The organism is Reinekea thalattae, from assembly GCF_008041945.1.
GTDB classification, from domain to species: domain Bacteria; phylum Pseudomonadota; class Gammaproteobacteria; order Pseudomonadales; family Natronospirillaceae; genus Reinekea; species Reinekea thalattae.
In genome coordinates, this window is record NZ_VKAD01000001.1 from 1,391,498 (window position 1) to 1,411,397 (window position 19,900).

15 protein-coding genes are annotated in these 19,900 nt (G+C 46.3%); 8 read left to right on the forward strand and 7 right to left on the reverse strand.

The window, feature by feature from the left end:
• Positions 1-44: 44 nt before the first annotated feature.
• The 4 genes from FME95_RS06400 to FME95_RS06415 form a co-directional block, all read right to left on the reverse strand.
• Positions 45-518: a 2-thiouracil desulfurase family protein gene (locus FME95_RS06400; RefSeq protein WP_147713561.1), complete on the reverse strand. Its 474-nt coding sequence runs from the start codon at positions 516-518 to the stop codon at positions 45-47.
• Entirely contained in the window at positions 518-955 is a 438-nt protein-coding gene (locus FME95_RS06405) for a tetratricopeptide repeat protein (RefSeq protein WP_147713562.1), read from the reverse strand. The genes FME95_RS06400 and FME95_RS06405 overlap by 1 nt, the downstream gene beginning before the upstream one ends.
• Positions 934-3,315: a penicillin-binding protein 1B gene (gene mrcB, locus FME95_RS06410; protein WP_147713563.1), complete on the reverse strand. Its 2,382-nt coding sequence runs from the start codon at positions 3,313-3,315 to the stop codon at positions 934-936. The genes FME95_RS06405 and mrcB overlap by 22 nt, the downstream gene beginning before the upstream one ends.
• A gap of 170 nt (positions 3,316-3,485) precedes the next feature.
• Positions 3,486-5,837, reverse strand: coding sequence for a DNA polymerase II (locus tag FME95_RS06415; RefSeq protein ID WP_187265460.1), 2,352 nt, complete (start codon positions 5,835-5,837; stop codon positions 3,486-3,488).
• A 137-nt stretch (positions 5,838-5,974) separates the two neighbouring features.
• On the opposite strand from FME95_RS06415, the gene asd reads away from it, so the two are divergent.
• The 3 genes from asd (at position 5,975) to FME95_RS06430 (ending at position 8,114) form a co-directional block, all read left to right on the forward strand.
• Entirely contained in the window at positions 5,975-6,832 is an 858-nt protein-coding gene (gene asd / locus FME95_RS06420) for an archaetidylserine decarboxylase (protein WP_222709914.1), read from the forward strand.
• Between the two features lie 257 nt (positions 6,833-7,089).
• Positions 7,090-7,383 carry a hypothetical protein gene (locus FME95_RS06425; protein ID WP_147713565.1) on the forward strand — a complete coding sequence of 98 codons (294 nt, stop codon included), beginning with the start codon at positions 7,090-7,092 and terminating at the stop codon, positions 7,381-7,383.
• Between the two features lie 155 nt (positions 7,384-7,538).
• A complete protein-coding gene (locus tag FME95_RS06430) occupies positions 7,539-8,114 on the forward strand; it encodes a ProQ/FINO family protein (RefSeq protein WP_147713566.1) in 576 nt (191 codons plus the stop codon).
• 138 nt (positions 8,115-8,252) lie between these two features.
• Here the strand turns inward: FME95_RS06430 and epmA are convergent, their stop codons facing one another.
• Positions 8,253-9,194 (reverse strand): EF-P lysine aminoacylase EpmA, encoded by a 942-nt coding sequence (gene epmA, locus FME95_RS06435; RefSeq protein ID WP_147713567.1) that lies wholly within the window; start codon positions 9,192-9,194, stop codon positions 8,253-8,255.
• A gap of 361 nt (positions 9,195-9,555) precedes the next feature.
• On the opposite strand from epmA, the gene FME95_RS06440 reads away from it, so the two are divergent.
• Positions 9,556-10,110: a heat-shock protein gene (locus FME95_RS06440; RefSeq protein ID WP_147713568.1), complete on the forward strand. Its 555-nt coding sequence runs from the start codon at positions 9,556-9,558 to the stop codon at positions 10,108-10,110.
• A 72-nt stretch (positions 10,111-10,182) separates the two neighbouring features.
• On the opposite strand, the gene efp is transcribed toward FME95_RS06440, so the two are convergent.
• Positions 10,183-10,755 carry an elongation factor P gene (efp, locus tag FME95_RS06445; protein ID WP_147713569.1) on the reverse strand — a complete coding sequence of 191 codons (573 nt, stop codon included), beginning with the start codon at positions 10,753-10,755 and terminating at the stop codon, positions 10,183-10,185.
• Between the two features lie 39 nt (positions 10,756-10,794).
• On the opposite strand from efp, the gene epmB reads away from it, so the two are divergent.
• Positions 10,795-11,829 carry an EF-P beta-lysylation protein EpmB gene (epmB, locus tag FME95_RS06450; RefSeq protein WP_147713570.1) on the forward strand — a complete coding sequence of 345 codons (1,035 nt, stop codon included), beginning with the start codon at positions 10,795-10,797 and terminating at the stop codon, positions 11,827-11,829.
• Between the two features lie 209 nt (positions 11,830-12,038).
• Positions 12,039-12,602: a TetR/AcrR family transcriptional regulator gene (locus tag FME95_RS06455; protein WP_147713571.1), complete on the forward strand. Its 564-nt coding sequence runs from the start codon at positions 12,039-12,041 to the stop codon at positions 12,600-12,602.
• Positions 12,603-12,707: 105 nt separating this feature from the next.
• Here FME95_RS06455 and FME95_RS06460 read toward each other — a convergent pair whose 3' ends face one another.
• On the reverse strand, positions 12,708-16,109 hold the full coding sequence (locus tag FME95_RS06460; protein ID WP_147713572.1) for an autotransporter domain-containing protein: 3,402 nt from the start codon (positions 16,107-16,109) through the stop codon (positions 12,708-12,710).
• A 515-nt stretch (positions 16,110-16,624) separates the two neighbouring features.
• Between FME95_RS06460 and fdhD the strand changes: the two genes are divergently transcribed.
• Positions 16,625-17,473: a formate dehydrogenase accessory sulfurtransferase FdhD gene (gene fdhD, locus FME95_RS06465; RefSeq protein WP_246109334.1), complete on the forward strand. Its 849-nt coding sequence runs from the start codon at positions 16,625-16,627 to the stop codon at positions 17,471-17,473.
• Between the two features lie 41 nt (positions 17,474-17,514).
• Positions 17,515-19,845 carry an FdhF/YdeP family oxidoreductase gene (locus tag FME95_RS06470; RefSeq protein WP_147713573.1) on the forward strand — a complete coding sequence of 777 codons (2,331 nt, stop codon included), beginning with the start codon at positions 17,515-17,517 and terminating at the stop codon, positions 19,843-19,845.
• Positions 19,846-19,900: the final 55 nt, after the last annotated feature.

Genomic DNA, 19,900 nt, shown 5'->3' on the forward strand with positions numbered 1-19,900 from the left:
ACTGCTCTGTAATAACTGTAATTGCTACGTCAGATTCTTTCGCTTTAGCTTCCCATTGCAACTTCGAGTTGTTCAAGCTGGTGCTGGTTAAATACGCGAATACCATGATCCATTAACAGCTGCGCTGTCGCTCCGGCGCCTGCTATGAGCTTTCCAGAAAAGCTGCCATCGTAAATGCGTTCGTTACCACAAGAAGGACTACCGGCAGCTAATAACGCAAAGCTACAGCCAGTTTCTTGAGCTTTTTTTAGCGCAAGCTCTGCACCTTTTTGAAATTGAGCGGAAACATCGTCGCCGTCAATCGTGACTATTTTCCCGGATGCAATAAGTTCGGCTGGCGGCCTTGGCGTTGGTAAGCCACCAATCACTTCTGGGCAAATAGAAACCAATCGGTTTTGCTTACGCAGAAGTTCAATAAAGGGATGTTGTGTCAGCAAGTGGCCGCCATCGTAACGCACCGCTTGCCCAAGCAGGCAAGCACTGACTAATAACGAGGATGGTTGTTGCTGCGCGCTCATCAGTAGGCTCGCAATTGCTCAACCAACTTATTCAGCTGGGTGTAAGCTTCGCTGTCTTTGTCGGCATGTGTTAAACCCTTTAGCGCCAACTGTTCGGCTTCATCATAACGGCCTTGCTGAACCCGCAAACCGGCCAGCTGAGCATAGAGTTCGGCGTCATCACCGCTAATGCGTAAGGCGCGAGTCAGTATCACTTCGGCTTGGTCAAACTGACCTTGGTTTTGCGCCATCTGTGCCTGCTGCTTAAACTGAACCATCACATCGTTTTTGGTTAACACCTGCTCACTCGACTCAAAGCCTGGATCAGCGAGCTGTTGCGGTTTAGTGACGACACTGCCTTGCTCATCGCGAACCGTATCGGTGCTTTCAAAACTGCTACAGCTGGCCAAAATAACTAAGCAGCTGAACCATGTTATTAATCGAATACTTTTTGCCACCAAGATTTTTCACTCGCCTCTTGTTGTGTTTCGTTTTCGGACCGACAACGATTGCTTTTTTCTGGTTCGGTACCGTTAATAAAGGGTAACGATATGGTGTTATCGCATCGCTCTGGTACGTTAATACCCGATTCGTTAACCGTTAAATATTTAATACTGCTTGGTACTGAACGACGCTCCTGAATCGGTTGCAGCTCTTTCATCACTCGCATCCAAATCGGTAAGGCGCCGGTTGAACCCACCAGCGGCGTTTCTTCGTTATCGTCGCGGCCAACCCAAACCACCAATTGGCGATCGCCAGTAAAGCCTGCGTACCAAGCATCGCGATTACCGTCGGTAGTGCCGGTTTTACCTGCTGCCCACCAATAGGAAGGCAATTCACGACCAATACGTGCGCTGGTTCCTGTGAGCGTTCCTTCATGCAAAGCAGTTTGAATCAGGTAGCTAACATCGGCAGAAAATCGCTGATCGACTTTTAAATCGAAGCGCTGAATCACACCTCTATCGGGGTGCGAAACCGCACGAATAAAGTTGAGTGGCGAATAAAAACCGTTACCGGAAATGGTTTGATACATCTGCGCTACCTGCATCGGTGACATCTCGTGCGCGCCGAGCATGACTGAAGGCACCAGCGGCACATCGCCTTCAACGCCAAGCCTTTCGATAACATCAAACACGTTCACTAAGCCGACTTGCATGCCTAAGCGCGCTGTCGCTTGGTTGTAAGATTTTGCCAAGGCATTAATCAACATCGGCGAGCCGTGGCTTTGCTTATCGTAATTCAGCGGTTGCCAAATATCGCCTTCGCGTGTTGCAACAGAAACGTCGGAATCATCAATGTTGCTTGCCAGACTGTAGCCGTTTTCTAACGCGGCAATATAAACAGCGGGCTTCATCAAAGAACCCACCGGCCGGTAGGCATGCAACGCTCGGTTAAAGCCGGTTTCTTTAGCGTAGCGATTGCCTGTCATCGCCAGTACATCGGCGGTAGAAGGTCGCGTCATAACGGCGGCGGCCTGTAAGCTGCCAGATTCGATACGGTAATTGCGCTCAGCTTCACTAACGGATGCATGCACATTTAACTCTAGGGTTTCTTGCGCCACAGGGTCGAGCGTGGTGTAAATGCGCAAGCCTTCGGCGAGTAAATCATCTTTGCGGTAATCACGCTGAAGCTGCACTCGCAGTGCTTCCATAAAAGCAGGGAAATTCGCTTGGCCCGGTTTATCGGTAACACCTAACGGCGCGTTAACTGCAATGCGATATTCATAGTCGCTAATCAGTTGCTGTTCGTGCCAAACCTTAAGCACCACATTACGGCGCACCTTGGCACGTTCTGGATTTCGGCGCGGATTGTAATAAGAAGGGCCTTTAATTAAGCCAACCAACATGGCTTGCTGCTGAATAGACAAACCTTCAATAGTAGTGCCATAAAAAAACTGCGCAGCTAAACCAAAACCGTTAATGGAACGAGCACCTTGCTGACCAATATAAACTTCGTTCATATAGGTTTCTAAAATTTCATTTTTGCCATAATGAAATTCTAAGATGATCGACATCAGCGCTTCGTTAACTTTTCGAATGATGGTTTTTTCTGGCGTTAGATACATATTTTTAACTAACTGGTTTGTTAGCGTACTGCCGCCCTGCTGGGTAGAACCTGAGGTTAGGTTGGCAAAAAGTGCACGTGCAATGCCACGAAAAGAAATGCCCCAGTGTTCAAAGAATCGATTGTCTTCAACGAGCACCAAACCTAGCACCAGACGTTCGGGTAGATCTTCGAGCTTATACAGCAAGCGGTCTTCAACCACGCCGGGATAAATTTGGCCTAAATAGAGTGGGTCTAAACGCGTCAGTAACACCGCCTTACCAGCCATGTTAGAAACCGATTGCACGCCTTGGCTATTAAAGCGGATCAATAATTTTTGCGACGGCTCAGGGCCATCCCAAAAATCGAAACCGCGACTGTACAGCAAAATGGTTGAGCCTTGCTGATGGTAACGGCCCGGCTGGCTAACCGAAGATGATTGCAAATAGCCAAGTTGGTCGAGCAGGTCAACTAAGGTTTGCTGACGAACCGGAGCTCCGGCGTAAAGTTCTTGCGCTTCGCTGTATACCCGAGCAGGAACTTGAAAGCGTCGACCTTCAAAACCTTCGCGCACCAAAGCGTTCAGGTAGATCATCCAGAAGATTAATAAACAAAAACCGATCAGCGATAATTGCATGAACAGCTTTGCTACCCGAGCAAAGCGACCTGTCGATGCTTTTTTAGCTTTACGAGTAGAACGCTTCGGCTGCGGCTTTTTACTGCTGCGGGCAGACGCTGAGCGTGACGATTGAGTCGTGGTGTTTTTCTTAGTCATAAGATCAAATTATAAAGACAATCGAACGATTATAAAGATACGCCATAGCAATTACTGGGCAGCAGCGCGCAGTTTACCCTAATACGACAATCCGCAACATCTCACCGAAAACCAGCCAGACAACGCCAGCAAGAGCTAAACAATGCCAGCACTCTACGCGGCTTCAGTGACTAAAACAACGACAGCTGCTCATCGATGAGGGCGTCGAAATCCTGCCCTAAAAATTGCAATAAGGCTTGGGCAATCGGCCCCAGCTGCTTTTCAATGTAGTGATGATAATCTGGCTTGGCGCTGACAAAGGGGATCGGCTGCCAACCTTCAACCGTGGCGATGTACTCAATTTTACGACCTTGCCAACCCGGCTGCATACGCTGACGCAGCAAGGCGGCTTGCACATGCGGCGGGCGATTTTTTTCGTACTGCTCTGGCCTTCGGCGCAGGGTCTTTTTATAGATAATTTGATCATCCAATTCACCTGCCTTTAATTGCGCCACTGTTTGCGCAATGAGCGGCCGCAAATCCTGCCCTTGAAAGTACAGTCGATACAGCTGCTGTTGGAATTGCTTAGCCAGTGGTGTCCAGTCGGATCGAACCGCTTCTAGACCTTTAAAGACCACGGTAAAGTCGTCGTCTTTTTTAAGCCAACCGGCGTAACGCTTTTTTGAGCCCTTTTCAGAGCCGCGAATGGTGGGCATGACAAACTGTTGATAATGGGTTTCGAACTCGATTTCCAAATAGCTGGTGAGACCATGCTCATTTAACAGGCGCTGCTGCCACCAGTGGTTTAATTTAACCGCCAGTTCTTTGCCTAGCTGCATCGGGTCTGGATGCTCGGCGGCGTGCACAAACACCGAGTCGGTATCGCCATAAATAACCGCATAGCCTTCTTGCTCAATAAACTCTCGCGTCTGCTGCAATATTTGGTGGCCGCGCATGGTAATGGAGCTGGCCAAGCGTGGATCAAAAAACCGACACAGATGACTGCCTAATACGCCATAAAAAGAATTCATAATAATTTTAATGGCTTGCGACAGCGGCGCATTCTGTTGTGCTTTTGCTTCATCACGCGCTTGCCAGAGGCCGTCGATCAGCGCCGGTAAAATATGTTGCTGGCGATGAAAACGTGCGCCCAAGAAACCTTCAACAGAATCAGCCTCTGGCGCTTTTAAGCCTAAATTTAACCCCAACGGATCAACCAAAAAAGTGCGGATAATCGATGGATACAGGCTTTTAAAGTCGAGCACCAATAGGTTGTTGTAAATGCCCGGCTGGCTTTCCATGACAAAGCCTCCGGGGCTGGCGGTTTGCAGTGTTTGCTCACCAACATGGTTGGCAATAAATCCTTGCCGATGCAGGCGCGGTAAATAGACGGTATTAAAAGCAGCAGAAGAGCCACCAGCACGCGCCATCGGCAAACCGGTTAGATGACTGCGTTCAACTAAAAACTGCCACAAGCCTGCCTGCTCGAATAGGTCCAACACCAGCTGCGCATCTTCCAAGTTGTAGTGCGCAAAGGCGGCTAAATCTTCTCGGTAAAGCCGCTCAATTTCGGCGACGCGATCATCGGCATGTTCAATTTTTTTACCGCGCTTCAAGACCGACTGAGCAACGTTTTCGAGCGAGAAATCATCAAAAAACCACGCCGCGGAACGAAACGCACCCGGGCCATCGATTACTTGCCTGCCTTCTAATTCAATGGCGTAGCGTTCAGTTTGGTCGGCACGCTTGCGCCAATTCGGCAAGCTGTGCTGACGGCCAATGGCAAACTCAACTTTGTGGCGGTCGCAATGTTGCTGCAAAATCTGCAAATCGAAATCGATAACATTCCAGCCAATAATGCAATCAGGATCGGTTCGCTGAATAAAGGCCACCGTCTGTTCAAGGCACTCTTTGACCGACGCGACAAGCTGCACCATGCCAGCTTGCTGATCTTCAGTTAGGCGAGCTTGCTGCGCATCGATGACCAGCACCAGCTGTTCGTGATCGGTCGCTAACGCCACACTGTACAAATCCGGCAGGATACCGGGTTGATACCACTGGGTTTCAATATCGATCGACAAGCGGGTGAGTGCTGGCTTACTACGGATAGGTCGTGGCTTGCCTGCCTCGAACACGAGACTGCCAAACAAGAAGCGCTCCATTAAATAGCGCTCCGCAGGCATGATGTCGTCCTCCCAAACTTGTAAACCCTGTTTGCGACCCTCTTTAACCCAACGTCGCTGTTGACTTACAGCCGTGCTGTAAACTGGCAGCGCGACATCTCCGAGCAGTGTATTAAACTCGCCCTGACCAATACGCACCTGAAAACGCCGAGATTGCCAAAGTTGCTGCCATGCTGACAACTGAGCCACGGCAACAAAACAAACCGACTCCTGCTTTGGCACTCGCCACAGTTGCGCGCTTTGCTGACTGCTTTGTTCGCCCTTTAGCCAAAAACGCAGCTCGATGCCTTCGGCGCTGTCATGCCAGTGGTGGCTGACAATAAAAAATGGGCTATGGTCGGCGGGCATGTGGTTTATCAAGATCGGCTACTAATAACTTTTAACAAGCCGCCAGTTTACCACCAATTAGCATAAACGCTTATTTTGCAGCGCCGTTGTTCATGATACTGAGTTCGTTATACTCTCAAGCCATTTAATAAAGACCTCAGCGAGACTCTATGAAAAGCATCAAAAATGCGCTCTTCCTAATGGCCCAATTTGTATTGCCGCACCATGCGATTTCGCGATTAGCAGGCGCTCTTGCTAATTGTTCATGGAAGCCTGTTCGGCTCGGTTTAATCCGGTTGTTTAGCAAACGCTTTAAGGTGTCGCTGGCAGAAGCTGAGATTAGCAACCTAGAACAGTTCGCCAACTTTAATGACTTTTTTACCCGCGCACTAAAACCGGAAGCTCGCCCTATTGATGCACGAGCGAACCAATGGGTGTCGCCAGCAGATGGTGTGATTAGCCAGTTGGGGGAAATCGATGACGGTAAAATACTGCAAGCCAAACAGCATAACTATTCACTACTGACATTATTGGGTAACGATAGCGAGATGGCTAAGCGCTACCATAACGGCCAATTTATGACGGTTTATTTATCGCCTAAAGACTATCACCGCATTCATATTCCTGCCGACGCCACGCTAGTCAAAACCATTCATGTGCCGGGCAAGCTCTACAGTGTTAACCAACTGACCAGTGAAACCGTTAACGGACTGTTCGCTAAAAACGAGCGTCTGGTCTGCGAGTTTGAATCTGCCGAGGGTCGTTTTGTTATGGTGTTAGTTGGCGCAATGATTGTTGCCAGCATAGAAACCCGCTGGGCTGGTGTGATTACGCCGATTAAAAAGCAGCTAAGCTATGCCGACTTTAGCAATGCTCAGCCGATCAGCTTTAGTAAAGGTGACGAGATTGGCCGTTTCCGCTTAGGCAGTACGGTGATTGTTGCCTTTGAACCCAATGCCATTAACTTCGCTGCCAGCCTTTGCGCAGGCAGCGAAATACACATGGGGCAAGCCATAGGTGAGAAGTAGCTCACCCTGTTTTTTGTAAATTACTCAGCCGAATAGAAACAGCGTTAAAATTTGCTGGCCAGTTACCATACTTTCTCATAAGGCTGAGGTATGTTGTTTTGCGATTGAAGTGATGGTTGATATTTTGCGCAGCATCACATATTTATAGCTATAGTGTAGCGATACAGATAAACGCACTATATGAATATAAACTATATATTTACTAAGCCATCCCAACACAAGCCGTTAGGATGTTCATTGGTTTTTAGGAGGCCTTTATGGACCCGTTAATGAGTTTCTCCGAAACAAACAGCTACATCCTTTCCAAGCTGGTCGCATTGGTGCGACGAGAAACCGGCGATCGATATCGACTCAGCAGTAATGCCTCTATTAGCCAACTATTAATGGTTGCTTCTCAATCTTCCGATGAGCGCATTCAAAACCATTACAACCGCTTTCTAGAAAACCTACCGGCTGAACATCTCACCGCGTTTAAGAATGCGGGTGTTAATATTCCCAACCGATTCATCCAAGCAGCCGAACAAGACATAAAGCTATCGAATTTCGCATAATCGATGATTCCCTTCTGATTCGATAGCTGATAAGCACCTTCCAATGCGCTGATTAATATCAGCTTTCCGCCCCGTTAGACGCAATTCGCCTTTGCAAATGTCTGATAACGGGGTATCCTCGCCCGTTCACAAAATATGTCCTAGAAAGCAAAAAGATGTCAGAACAGCCAACTACCGAACAGAATCAAGAAAACCCTAAGGCTAAGCTTGAAGCTAAGCGAAAAAAAGAATACGAAGCCAATCGAAAAGCACTTGACGAGCTCTGCACGCTGTACCCTGAAGTTTTTGACATGGCCGCTCCAAAGCCGTTGCAAATCGGTGTACATACGGCCATCGCAGAAGATGGAAAGCTTTCTAAGACACGCATCCGTAGAGCATTAAACCTCTATGTACGCATGCGTCGTTATATTGCCTGCTTAACAGAAGGCGCTGAGCGAATTACGCTTGGTGGCAAAAGTGTTGGTACGGTTACCGAAGAAGAAGCTAAACACGCGGCCGAAAAGCTTGCTGAAATCGATAAAAAACGTGCCCAGCGTAAGCCTCAAACCGATAAGCCGAAGCGTCGTCCTAATCGTAACAAACCAAATTCGACTCGACCTGCAGCGAATAAGCCGGCTAATAAAGCCAGCAAACCTCAGGCTGAAAAGAAACAAACTCCAGAATCAAAACAGAATGCGGAAGAACGCATGCAGTCTAAGCTGGAAGCATTGGTGAATAAACGTTCAAATTAGTATCGCACTAATTCAGTAACGCCAACAAAAAAGCCAGATGACTCTGGCTTTTTTTGTTTCTGGCTTAGCTGCTTCTAGCTTAGCTGCTTCTAGCCTTGCATCAATAAACGCCTCAGCGATTTATCTCTTTTGTAGGTGTCAGCTACGCTGCTGTGAAAACGCCAACACCTCTTCAATACGCTTCTTACCAAGCAAAATCATCAATAGACGATCGACGCCTAAAGCCACTCCAGCGCAACTGGGCATGCCATGCTGTAGCGCGGCAATAAAATGCTGATCAATCACCACTGGAGCTAAGTTTTGCTCGCGACGCGCCTGTTCTTCAGCCAAAAATCGGCGTTGCTGCTCCTGCGCATCGGTCAATTCAAAATAGCCATTAGCTAATTCCATGCCCTGCCAATAGAGTTCAAAACGGCGAGCAAGCAAAACGCCGTCGACCTCATGATGGCGCGCCAACGCCGCCTGCTGTGCCGGGTAATTATAAATATAGGTTAACTGGTTCGGCGCTAAGCTGGGCTCAACCACCATCGACATTAACGCATCTAAACAATCATCCAGCGACCAATCTTTCGCCGCACAACTCAAGTGCTGCTCACAGCATTGACGTAATTCACTCACATTCGCCGCATGAGGGTTTGGTAAGCCCGCGGCTAAAAACACCTCACTGTAAGATAGATTCTGAACCGCTAAATCACTTTGCCCCGAAAGCTGTTTAATTAGCTCAGTGACCTCTTGCATCAGCTGGAACTCATCAAAGCCCAACCGATACCACTCCAACATAGTAAATTCTGGATTATGGCGACTGCCCTGTTCGTCCAAACGAAACACCCGCGCCAACTGAAAAATATCGCCACTGCCCGCGGCCAATAAACGCTTCATGGCAAACTCAGGCGAAGTATGCAGATAGTAACCATTGCTGGTTTGCCACTGTTGCAAATGCACATCGGTACCGCTGGCTTGCGACAGCACTGGCGTTTCTACTTCCAGCACTCGACGCTCAGCAAAAAACTGCCGGATCGCCGCTAAATAATGAGCACGCGCGGTCAGCGTTGCTATGCTGGCATTTGGCTTCCAAGACATCTTAAAAAGACTCCAGTTTTAAAATCGATGAGAGGATAACGGGAAAGCTCTGAACAGACCATTCTAAACAAAGGCGGCCAAAACCACACCAGTGCTGACTAGCTAAAATAAAGCAGAACTATTCCTCTATATATGCTGCCAGATAAGAAAAAACAGCCTAAAACAACCCCTTATTGACGAATAGGCGGCATTCATTATACTGAATGCATCGATGTAGCAGACATGCTTAGCATGACATCGCGTAACCTCTTAGAGGTCGAGGCTGTGTCCGGTAATGACGATCTGAATCCAAGATTTTATCTTGGCGAAGGCTCCCTAGATGGAGCCTTTGTTATTTTTGGAGCAAGGAAAGCGCCATTAAATGACTAAAAAGCAGCTCTTCAACCTGCCTGATAATGAAGTACAGCAATGGAAAAACTTCAATATCGGTAATCACAAATATAACCTGCAGCATCTCAATGCCTGTAAGCATCACTTTGATCATCCTGAGCGAAACGAAAGCTACACGCTATTCTTTACTTTTTCTCACCACGTATTTACTAGGTCTATCAAGGCTGTCGAGAACGTCAAAACAGACCAGATTTACCCTTATCCTTCAGATCAAAGAGCTTTTGACCTAGCTCGGTTTAAATTATCCAAACACTTACCCAATATCATTCAAAATCTGCCCGATCAATTTTTCTATCATGGTGGTTATAGCCGCTATTGTAGCTGCAAACTGACTCAAGAAAACGGCACATCGATAGAGTATCAAGTTGTTTACCGGACTTGGAAAACACGAGGAAAAATGAGATTTCATATTGAAAGCGCCTATCCACTACAAGCGCCATTAGGCAAAGTAAAAAAGGTTAATTTTTGGGTGATCTGCCACAACCTGCTTCATAACAAGAAACCACCTCAACCAGCAGCAAAATAATCACATACTAAAATGCTCTTCAGCCCATAAAAAAAGCCGCACAATGCGGCTTCTTTAATCAAAAACAGCTTATTAGCTTTTCGCGCGGCTTAGGTAATCACGTGAGCGAGTATCAACACGGATAACTTCGCCTTCGTTAATAAACAGAGGTACTTTTACCACGGCACCAGATGACAACTTAGCAGGCTTAGAGCCGCCAGTTGCGGTATCGCCTTTAACGCCTGGGTCGGTTTCAACTACTTCTAGCTCGATGTGATTAGGAGCTGTGACAACAATCGGCGCGCCGTTGAACAGCGTAACTTCGAATGTTTCTTGCTCTTTTAGCCAATCGATTGTTTCACCAACGGCGGCTTTATCAGCACCGATCTGCTCAAATGAGCCATCGGTTTTCATGAAGTGCCAAAATTCGCCATCGTTGTACAGATATTCCATTTCGATATCCATAACATCGGCTGCTTCAATAGATTCACCCGATTTAAAGGTACGTTCCCAAGAACGGCCCGTTTTTAGGTTTTTTAGCTTTACGCGGTTAAAGGCTTGGCCTTTACCTGGTTTCACCAGCTCATTTTCGACAATGGCACAAGGCTCGCCGTCTAATAAAACTTTTAAACCAGACTTAAATTCATTGGTAGAATATGTCGCCATAATCCCTATCTTCTAGTTAACTGAATGAAAAGAGCCACCATGATACCTGTTTCTGCCATAAGTTTGGACTCTAAATCACCGCTAAAAGCTGACCATTGGCAACAACAGATGGCAAATAGCCTGAAAACCGCGTCTGAATTGCTCAACTATTTAGTTATTGATGAACAATCGCTGCCTTATGTTGTTGATCATAACCAGCCATTCAATACCCGAGTGACGCGCCACCTTGCCGATTTAATCGACGCTCAAGACCCGTACGACCCGATTTTATTGCAACTATTGCCGACTCAGCACGAAAACCAGCAACGAGAAGGCTTTAGCCTCGACCCTCTAATGGAGCAAAGCTATAACGTTCTGCCCGGGCTGGTACATAAATACAAAAACCGAGCGCTGTTAATTGTTCACCAAGCGTGCGCGATCCATTGCCGTTATTGTTTTCGTCGCCACTTTAACTACCAAGATAACGGCCTAAACGGCCAGCAACGGGCCGACATTATTGATTACTTACAGCAACACCCTGAAATTAACGAAATTATTTTTAGCGGCGGCGACCCCTTAAGCCTTTCCGATAAAAAATTGCAGCAACTGATTGAACAACTCAGTGAGGTTAGGCATCTAAAAAACTTGCGTATTCACACCCGAACGCCGGTTGCATTACCGAACCGTATTACCGATGAATTTATGCAGCTATTAGCCGATTGCCGCTTTAACACGACACTGGTGACGCACATTAATCACCCAAACGAGCTGGCTGTTGAACTGACAGAAAAGCTATCGCTGCTTAAAAATTCAGGCGTGACGCTGCTCAACCAATCGGTACTATTAAAAAACATTAATGACAATGCGCAAACGCTTTGTGAATTGAGCGAAAAATTGTTCGATGCGGGTGTGCTGCCCTACTATTTACACACACCCGATGACGTTGAAGGTACACAACACTTTTATGTTGAGCGTGAAGCGGCTATTAAAATTTGGCAACAAATGCAGGCTCAGCTTTCCGGTTTTTTATTGCCAAGATTAGTGAAAGAAATTCCTCAAAAACAGAGCAAAACTTGGATAATTGAAAACCCATAACTGCCATGACTTGTTAATAACTAGGTTAGTTTGCAATCAAGGTGAGGGGCGATCTACGTATCGGCATCTAAAAATCGACATTTTAGGAGTCGATTAGTTCCATCTAATCTTAACTGTCATGCAAAATTAATTTACCAGAACCGAACATATGCCGCTATAATTTGATATGAATCACGCAAAAGAACATATCTTTAGAGTAGGCAGTTATCATGGTTTCTAAAAAAGACGCAATACTTACCGCCGCGACAGACTTATTCTCTAAGTATGGATACCATTCCGTCGGCATTGATCGCATTATCGCTGAAGCAAGCATCGCGAAAATGACGCTCTATAAGCACTTCCCTTCTAAAGAAAACCTAATAGAAGAGACACTTAAAAAGCGCGATACCGATCTAAGAACCAGCATATTAGCGGCTGTTGAATCTCATCAAAATCCAACTGAAAAGCTCAAATCTATTTTCGATTGGTACGCGCACTGGTTTGGCAGCAACGATTTTCACGGCTGTATGTTTATTAAAGCCGCTGAAGAATTCCCCGATACCTCACCTAATATTGTCGCAGTTTCTCAAGCGCACAAGCGCTGGCTCACCGAACTTATCGAGTCGTTACTGATCGATATTGGCAGTAAAAATGAAAGCCTATTAGCAAGCCATATTATGGTTATTTTGGATGGCCTTACGGTCTCAGCTAATATGTTTCATCAAAGCAACAATAAACAAACCGTCTCTGCTTGGACTTACGTGGAAAGCCTTTTACAACAGAACGCCGCGTAAGGGCTAAGTTGTTAAAAAAATAAAAAGCGGTTTAAAAAAAGAGAGGCTTAGCCTCTCTTTTTTATTGCTGAAATAAAATTGAATACTACGCCAATCTTTTATTGATCAAAATTGATACGCAACATCGAAGTGGCCGTTGGTGTAGCTTTCGTCACTGCTGCTGCCCATCGCTACGCCTAAGGCGATATTAATATTTTTAAACACAACCATACTTACATCGATACCTGCAAAAGGTGTTGTCGCGGTACCGTTACTTGAGCTGCTGTAACTAAAGCTGTTGTTATTAATGCTGGCAGTTACATCTTCGTCATTACTGTTACGGCTGGTTGCGCCGAGCGTCAATGTCGCACTGCCTTGCTCTATAAACTGATACACCGTTGCCAGTTGCAACGTTGCACTGGTGGTTTGTAAGCTTCGACTTTCAACGGTTAAATTAGAGGAAGTGGTACCTGTTTCAGTATAATCGCTGATTTGTGCCAGCATTAAATCAATACTTACCGATGGTTGCAGTTCTACTTTATCCATCACTTCAAAAGAGGAGCTTAACGCCACTGATGGACTCATATACAGGCTGGTAAAATCTGAACTTGCGATTTCTGCTCCGTTAACAGCATCGATCACAGATCGTTGGTTATCGTTATTGGCGTAACCAAAAACAACGGAAGACGATACTTGCCCCCAACCCAATTTCACGCCGTAATAAGCACCGCTATAAAAGCTACTACTGTCGCTTACGAACGTATCAGAACTTTCCGTTGTTGCATTAACAAAACCAGCCATTACACCGATGCGGCTGCGAGCGATATCTTTTTCATAACCTAAGGCTAAACCGCTATGGTCTGCTTCGTAAGCGGCGGCATCATCGCTAGCTTCATACTCGGCACTGCCAAAAAAGAATTGCGACCAAGCAACTGGCTTACGCTCTTGGAACAACATGCTCGGCGAAAGTGTTAGGGCTGCAACTTGAACGGGCTCCGGAGTTGGGCTATCGGCCATCATACGCTGGCGAGCAAGGCCACTAATGGATGCAGTAGATGAAGAAAGCGCAGCCGAGCGAGAAGATTCTGATGCAGAATCGACTGAAACGACAACACCACCAGCAACAACCCCCGTACCAGCCAGCGTAATGTTTTCGGCATTAGCAGAACTGAAATCGTACGTTAGGTTACCTTTGGCATAAACATTAATAGTATCGTTATCGGTTCCATCGCCGCCTAAATCAATATCACCAATAATCGTTGAGCCAGCCAAAATATTAAGAGTCGTGTCTGTACCATCTACACCCAAAATGGCATAAGCATTTTCGCCTGTCGCAGAGACAGTGCCACTGTTAATAATGGTGACATTGTCACCAGTGACCGTTATGGCGTGACTGTTCTCGCCTGTGCTTGAAATAGTACCGTTGTTCTCTAATTCAAAAGAAGATGCAGCGGTGGAAACAGCAGCACTGTTATCGCCTGCTGTGGAAATTGTGCCGCTGTTGCTTGTTAAAACAAAGCTGGTGTTATTAATCGCTAACGAGCCATCACTTACAGTAGAAATGGTTCCGCTATTAATGATTTCAATTCCTGTGCCTGTCAGGTACAGGGCATCAGAGGTTGCACCTGTTGTAGAAATTGTTCCACTGTTGTTTAGCGTAAAATCTGAGGCTGCAGTAGAAACCGCAGAGCTGTTATCACCTGTTGTAGAAATTGTGCCGCTGTTCTCGGTTAAGGTGACATCCGTTCCTGAGATTGCTGAGGAATCTTCGCCAACTGTAGAAACCGTGCCGCTGTTGCTGATGCTAACGCCCGTGCCTGTTAGGTTAAGCGCGTTCGCCGTGGCTCCTGTAGTTGAAATAGTACCGCTGTTATCTAACGTAAAATCTGAAGCTGCGGTAAAAACCGCAGAGCTGTTATCACCTGTTGTAGAAATTGTGCCGCTGTTCTCGGTTAAGGTGACATCCGTTCCTGAGATTGCTGAGGAATCTTCGCCAGCAGTAGAAACCGTGCCGCTGTTGCTGATGCTGGTATTTGCACCCGTTGAAAAGATACCGTCGACATAATCGTTTACCGAAGAAATGATTCCACTGTTCGATACCTGAGCGTTATCACCAGACAAATAAACAGCTGCGATATCGGTAGTATTAGTGTCATTACCCGCACTATTAGAAATGCTGCCACTATTGGTAATGGTCGCATCGTTTGCTGTTGATTTTACGCTGTTAGCATAGTTACCTGTCGCTGAAAGGTTACCTGTATTAATGAAAGAAGCGTCGGCACCCGTCAAGTTAATAGCATCTGCATAATTGCCTGCCGTTGATACATCACCACTATTTGTTAGCGTAGCGTTATCCCCTTGCAGAACAATGCCTTTAGACCCTTCGGATGTCGTAGTGATTACCCCATCGTTGGTAACATTTACAGCACTGCCGGTAGAGTTAATACCATGAGACCCAAGCCAAGTTGTTTCAATACTTCCGCTGTTTGTAATGGTCGCATCGGCTGCTGTCGAATTAATGGCATGAGCAGAAGTGCCTGCTGTAGAAATAGTGCCGCTATTGGTAAGCGTCAGACCCGGTGTATTGCCCGAGGAAGAAACAATCGAATTAATGGCATAGGCGTAATCTCCTGTTGTAGAAATAGTGCCACTGTTAACAATCGTCGCATTTTCATCTGTGTCAATACCGTGAGCATTATCACCTAGCGTCGAAATCGTACCGCTATTGGTAATAATGGCATCGGGTTGATTCGCATAAATACCATCTGAATAATTACCATACGTTGTGATGGTACCTGTATTGGTTAGGCTGGAGCCTGCCGCACTGAGGTAAACCCCATACGAGGGTGAAGAAGCGTTTGTCGTGGTTGATTCTGTTGTTATCGTACCGTTATTGATAACGTGGTTGCCATTAATGGCCACATAAACACCATCTGAACCTATCCCGCTCGTCGTTATCGTTCCATCGTTAATAAGGGTTGTATCTTCACCCCTTACAACAACGCCATAAGCATCATCGCCCGTTGTTGTAATAGTGCCATCCACGCCATTAGTGATACTGGAATTATCAGCTGAAGCATAGATAGCGTCGCCACCTAAACCGGTAGTTAAAATTTCACCATTATTTGTCAGAGTACCGCTACCAGAAAATGAAATAGCATAATTGGATGAAGCGCTACCAGCTAATATCGAACCATTGTTTATAATGCTGACGCCCTCAACACCTGAGTCGACGATAATGGCTCTTTTATTAGTATCACCGTTCCCAGTAATATCGATTGTGCCATCGTTAACAATCGAGGCGTTATTTCCCGAGATCGTAACTGCGCCAGATGTAGATCCGGTAGAAGAAACTGCTAACGTGCCGCCTTCTTCAATCGCTCCTGTCTCATTAGCATTCAAGGTCTGCACAGTGGTTTCTGTTTCACCATCGGCAATAGTAAAATCAGTTGCATAGCTGTTCACACTGGCGAAGGTTGCACACACAGCTAGGCTTAAATAACTTCTTTTAAATAATAAACTACTCATTTTTTGAGGCGTCCTAATAACAATAAGTAAAACATCAAAAACACCTCAAAGTGTAGATCTGCATGTTAAGTCAGTTGATTAGCGGTGTTTATAAAGGACAGGTAGTCAGAAAATATATGACGCTTTCTAACAGCGTAGATTTGATCGATTAGCTTCCACTTCGACGCCTAAATACAGACCTGTCTATTTCGGGCGCAAATTAGAGTAAAATGCGTTACCAGTGTCAATACAGATTTTTCTAATATGCGGCCAAAACTCAACAATGTGTTGAAAGTATCGACGAAGTAGTAAAAACCACTAAAGATTGTGTAAATCAGCACACTGCAAAATGACAATATACAGCTGTATTTTATAGCGCGTAGATGCCACTTTATTTAACGTTAAATGCATAATCCTGAGAACATATTTCAAACTTACACTGAGCATCTATTTTTATCTGATTAACCGGTTATGTGGAAAATCGTTAGACGCCCAAGCTAGATCGCCGTATTATTTTGCCGCCTCAGCAACAATCGATGCGTAGTTATATGACCGACCCCAGCTTGCAGTTCTTTGGTTTTAAACACACACAGTATCAATGTGTGACTGCTCGCGGCGAAAATAAAAAAGAAACCCCATTAGTTGAAGAAATCCCCTTTGCGATCAGCATTAACGACATCTCTTATGCCGTTCTCATGGCGACGCCTGTCAACCTTGAGCAGCTCGCTCTGGGCTTTTTAGTCAGTGAAGGCATTATTAAAGAGCTGTCCGACATTCGCGACATTGAGCTGACACAAAACAACCTACCATTCGTTCAAGAAGCCGTCATGGAATCCAGTGTGGTGGCAAACATTCAAATCAGTCCACGATTATTCAATCGCTTTAAGCACCGACAAAAAGCTCATTTAGGAGCCAGTGGTTGTGGCTTATGCGGTGTAGATTCAATCAGCCAAGCTTTTCCTTCGTTAACCAAATTAAAGCCTAGTAATGCAAAAAATGCTGATGCCTTACGTGCTTTAAAAGAGCAATTAAAACCGCTACAAACGCTCGGCAATAAAACCGGTGCTCTGCATGCTGCGCTACTACTATCGCAGGATGACAAACCGATCTGCTGCATGGAAGATATAGGTCGCCATAATGCACTGGATAAAATCATTGGCTTTGCTCTGCAAAACAAGCTGTCGCTGTTTAATCACAACGTTTTAATGTCGAGTCGTTGCAGTAGCGAACTGGTGCAAAAAGCGGTACGCGCTGGATTATCGAACCTCACGCACCTAGCCTCGCCCAGCACTCTTGCTGTGACACTGGCTAACCATTATGGCCTTAGGCTCATCCATTTACCCAAACGAGAGGCGCCTCGCCTATTTTCTAATTTCAACGACTGATTCCCGATCAACAAGGGTTCTGCTTAGGAGTGACCAACAGCATGAGTAACCAAGACGATTATTACACACCTTACAATGGTCCAGCTGGCGGCTGGGGCGCACTCAAAGCAACAGCAGAACACCTGATAAAGAGTAAGAACGCCACTCGCAACATCAATACACTTTTAAAAACTAATCAGCCAAAAGGGTTCGACTGCCCTGGCTGCGCCTGGGGCGAAAAGCACCACCCGACTAAATTTCGTTTTTGCGAAAACGGCGCCAAGGCGGTCAATTGGGAAGCCACCTCACGAACCGTCGATGCGTCTTTCTTTTCAAAATACAGCGTCAGCTGGCTAAAAACACAAAACGATTATTTTCTTGAACACCAAGGTCGACTAACCGAGCCGATGCGTTACAACGCAAAAACTGATCATTACGAAGCCATTAGCTGGGACGACGCCTTTAAGCTCATCGCGCAACGACTCAAGGCTCAAGCCGATCCAAACAGCGCTGCTTTTTATACGTCTGGGCGAGCCAGTAACGAGGCCGCTTATCTGTATCAACTGTTTGCTCGCGCTTACGGCACTAACAATTTCCCAGACTGTTCGAACATGTGTCACGAGGCAAGCGGCTACGGTTTAATTAGCAGCATTGGCATTGGTAAAGGTACCGTTACTATTGATGACTTTGACAGCGCTGACGCGGTTTTTGTTTTCGGTCAAAACCCAGGCACCAATCACCCTCGTATGCTGGAAACTCTAAAAAGTGTTGTCGAGCGGGGCGCTAAGATAATCACCTTTAATAATCTGAAAGAGCGTGGTTTAGAGCGCTTCCAAAACCCGCAAGATAAATTAGAAATGATCGTTAATGGTTCCAAACCAACCCATACGGATTATTTTTGTCCGAAGATTGGCGGAGACATGGCGGTTGTTCGCGGTATTGTCAAAGTACTTATTAGCATGGAAGAGGCGGCTCAAAAACAGGGCAACGCAATTTTCGATCACGATTTTATTAACCAACATACCGAAGGCTTAGAGGCTTACCTAGAGCAGGTAAAACAAACCAGCTGGCAACAGATAACGCAACAATCAGGTTTAAGCCAGCAACAAATTCACCACTGCGCTGAAGTGTATGCCAATTCCGACAGAGTCATTGCTACTTGGGCAATGGGCATTACGCAACATCATCATTCGGTAGCGACCATTCATGAGATTGTGAACCTGCTTGCACTGCGCGGAAACATCGGCAAACCCGGCGCGGGTGCTTGCCCAGTGCGAGGACACAGTAATGTTCAGGGCGACCGCACCATGGGCATTAACGAAAACCCTTCGGCTGCTTTTTTATCTGCCCTAGAAAAACATCACCAATTTACACCACCAACCAAGCCCGGTCTTGCGGTGGTTGAAACCATTGAGGCAATGCAACAGGGTAAAATCAAAGTCTTTATCGCGCTAGGCGGTAACTTTGCAGCGGCAACACCAGATACCAAGGCAACCGTTGCGGCGCTGAAGCAATGCGAACTGACGGTTCAGATCAGCACCAAATTAAATCGCTCGCATCTGGATATCGGCCAAGACGCATTAATACTGCCTTGCTTAGGCCGTACCGATATCGACCACCAAGCCGACGGTATTCAAAAGGTTACCGTCGAAGATTCGTTCAGTATGGTTCACGCCTCTGGCGGAGTGCTTGAACCTTTAAGCGACCAGATGAAATCGGAACCGGCAATTATTGCGGGCATGGCAGCGGCCACCTTGGGCGAAAATAGCCCCATTGATTGGCAAGCAGCGATCAGTAACTACAACACCATTCGCGATCATATCGAAGCTGTAATTCCAGGCTTTAAAGATTTTAATCAACGCATATTAACAGACGACGGCTTTTACCTTGGTAACAGCGCAGGTGAACGCAAATGGAATACGCCAAGCGGAAAACTCAACTTGCATACACACAAACTACCGGAATCCATTTTACCGATGCAGGCACGCGGCCAGCTTTCGGAACGCACTCTGGTATTGCAAACGCTACGTTCACACGACCAATACAACACCACTATTTACGGCATGAACGATCGCTATCGTGGCATTAAAAACGAGCGTGATGTGGTTTTTATGAATCCAAAAGACATCGAGCGACTAGGTTTCACTAATGGCCAAACAGTCTCGTTACGCGCTTTATGGAACGACGGCGTCGAGCGCAAAGTTAATGGTTTTAAAGTGGTTGCTTACGATATTCCTGCTGGCAATATCGCAGCCTATTACCCAGAGACAAATCCTCTGGTGCCATTAAACAGTTACGGCGAATTCAGCCATACACCGACGTCAAAAAGTATTGCTGTAGAACTTTCGGTGTATCAAGACCCAACAAAAATATCGACGGTGGCAGCCATTTAAAATTCGTTTTTACCAATCACGTAAGCTGCGTCATAAACTGAAATTCCAATCCAAA

What these genes read in the sequence shown, in the direction of transcription:
- FME95_RS06400 (WP_147713561.1), bottom strand. Translation starts at nt 518, where the DNA reads ATGAGCGCGCAGCAACAACCATCCTCGTTATTAGTCAGTGCTTGCCTG.
- mrcB (WP_147713563.1), bottom strand. Translation starts at nt 3,315, where the DNA reads ATGACTAAGAAAAACACCACGACTCAATCGTCACGCTCAGCGTCTGCC.
- asd (WP_222709914.1), top strand. Translation starts at nt 5,975, where the DNA reads ATGAAAAGCATCAAAAATGCGCTCTTCCTAATGGCCCAATTTGTATTG.
- FME95_RS06425 (WP_147713565.1), top strand. Translation starts at nt 7,090, where the DNA reads ATGGACCCGTTAATGAGTTTCTCCGAAACAAACAGCTACATCCTTTCC.
- FME95_RS06430 (WP_147713566.1), top strand. Translation starts at nt 7,539, where the DNA reads ATGTCAGAACAGCCAACTACCGAACAGAATCAAGAAAACCCTAAGGCT.
- epmA (WP_147713567.1), bottom strand. Translation starts at nt 9,194, where the DNA reads ATGTCTTGGAAGCCAAATGCCAGCATAGCAACGCTGACCGCGCGTGCT.
- FME95_RS06440 (WP_147713568.1), top strand. Translation starts at nt 9,556, where the DNA reads ATGACTAAAAAGCAGCTCTTCAACCTGCCTGATAATGAAGTACAGCAA.
- efp (WP_147713569.1), bottom strand. Translation starts at nt 10,755, where the DNA reads ATGGCGACATATTCTACCAATGAATTTAAGTCTGGTTTAAAAGTTTTA.
- epmB (WP_147713570.1), top strand. Translation starts at nt 10,795, where the DNA reads ATGATACCTGTTTCTGCCATAAGTTTGGACTCTAAATCACCGCTAAAA.
- FME95_RS06455 (WP_147713571.1), top strand. Translation starts at nt 12,039, where the DNA reads ATGGTTTCTAAAAAAGACGCAATACTTACCGCCGCGACAGACTTATTC.
- FME95_RS06460 (WP_147713572.1), bottom strand. Translation starts at nt 16,109, where the DNA reads ATGAGTAGTTTATTATTTAAAAGAAGTTATTTAAGCCTAGCTGTGTGT.
- fdhD (WP_246109334.1), top strand. Translation starts at nt 16,625, where the DNA reads ATGCGTAGTTATATGACCGACCCCAGCTTGCAGTTCTTTGGTTTTAAA.
- FME95_RS06470 (WP_147713573.1), top strand. Translation starts at nt 17,515, where the DNA reads ATGAGTAACCAAGACGATTATTACACACCTTACAATGGTCCAGCTGGC.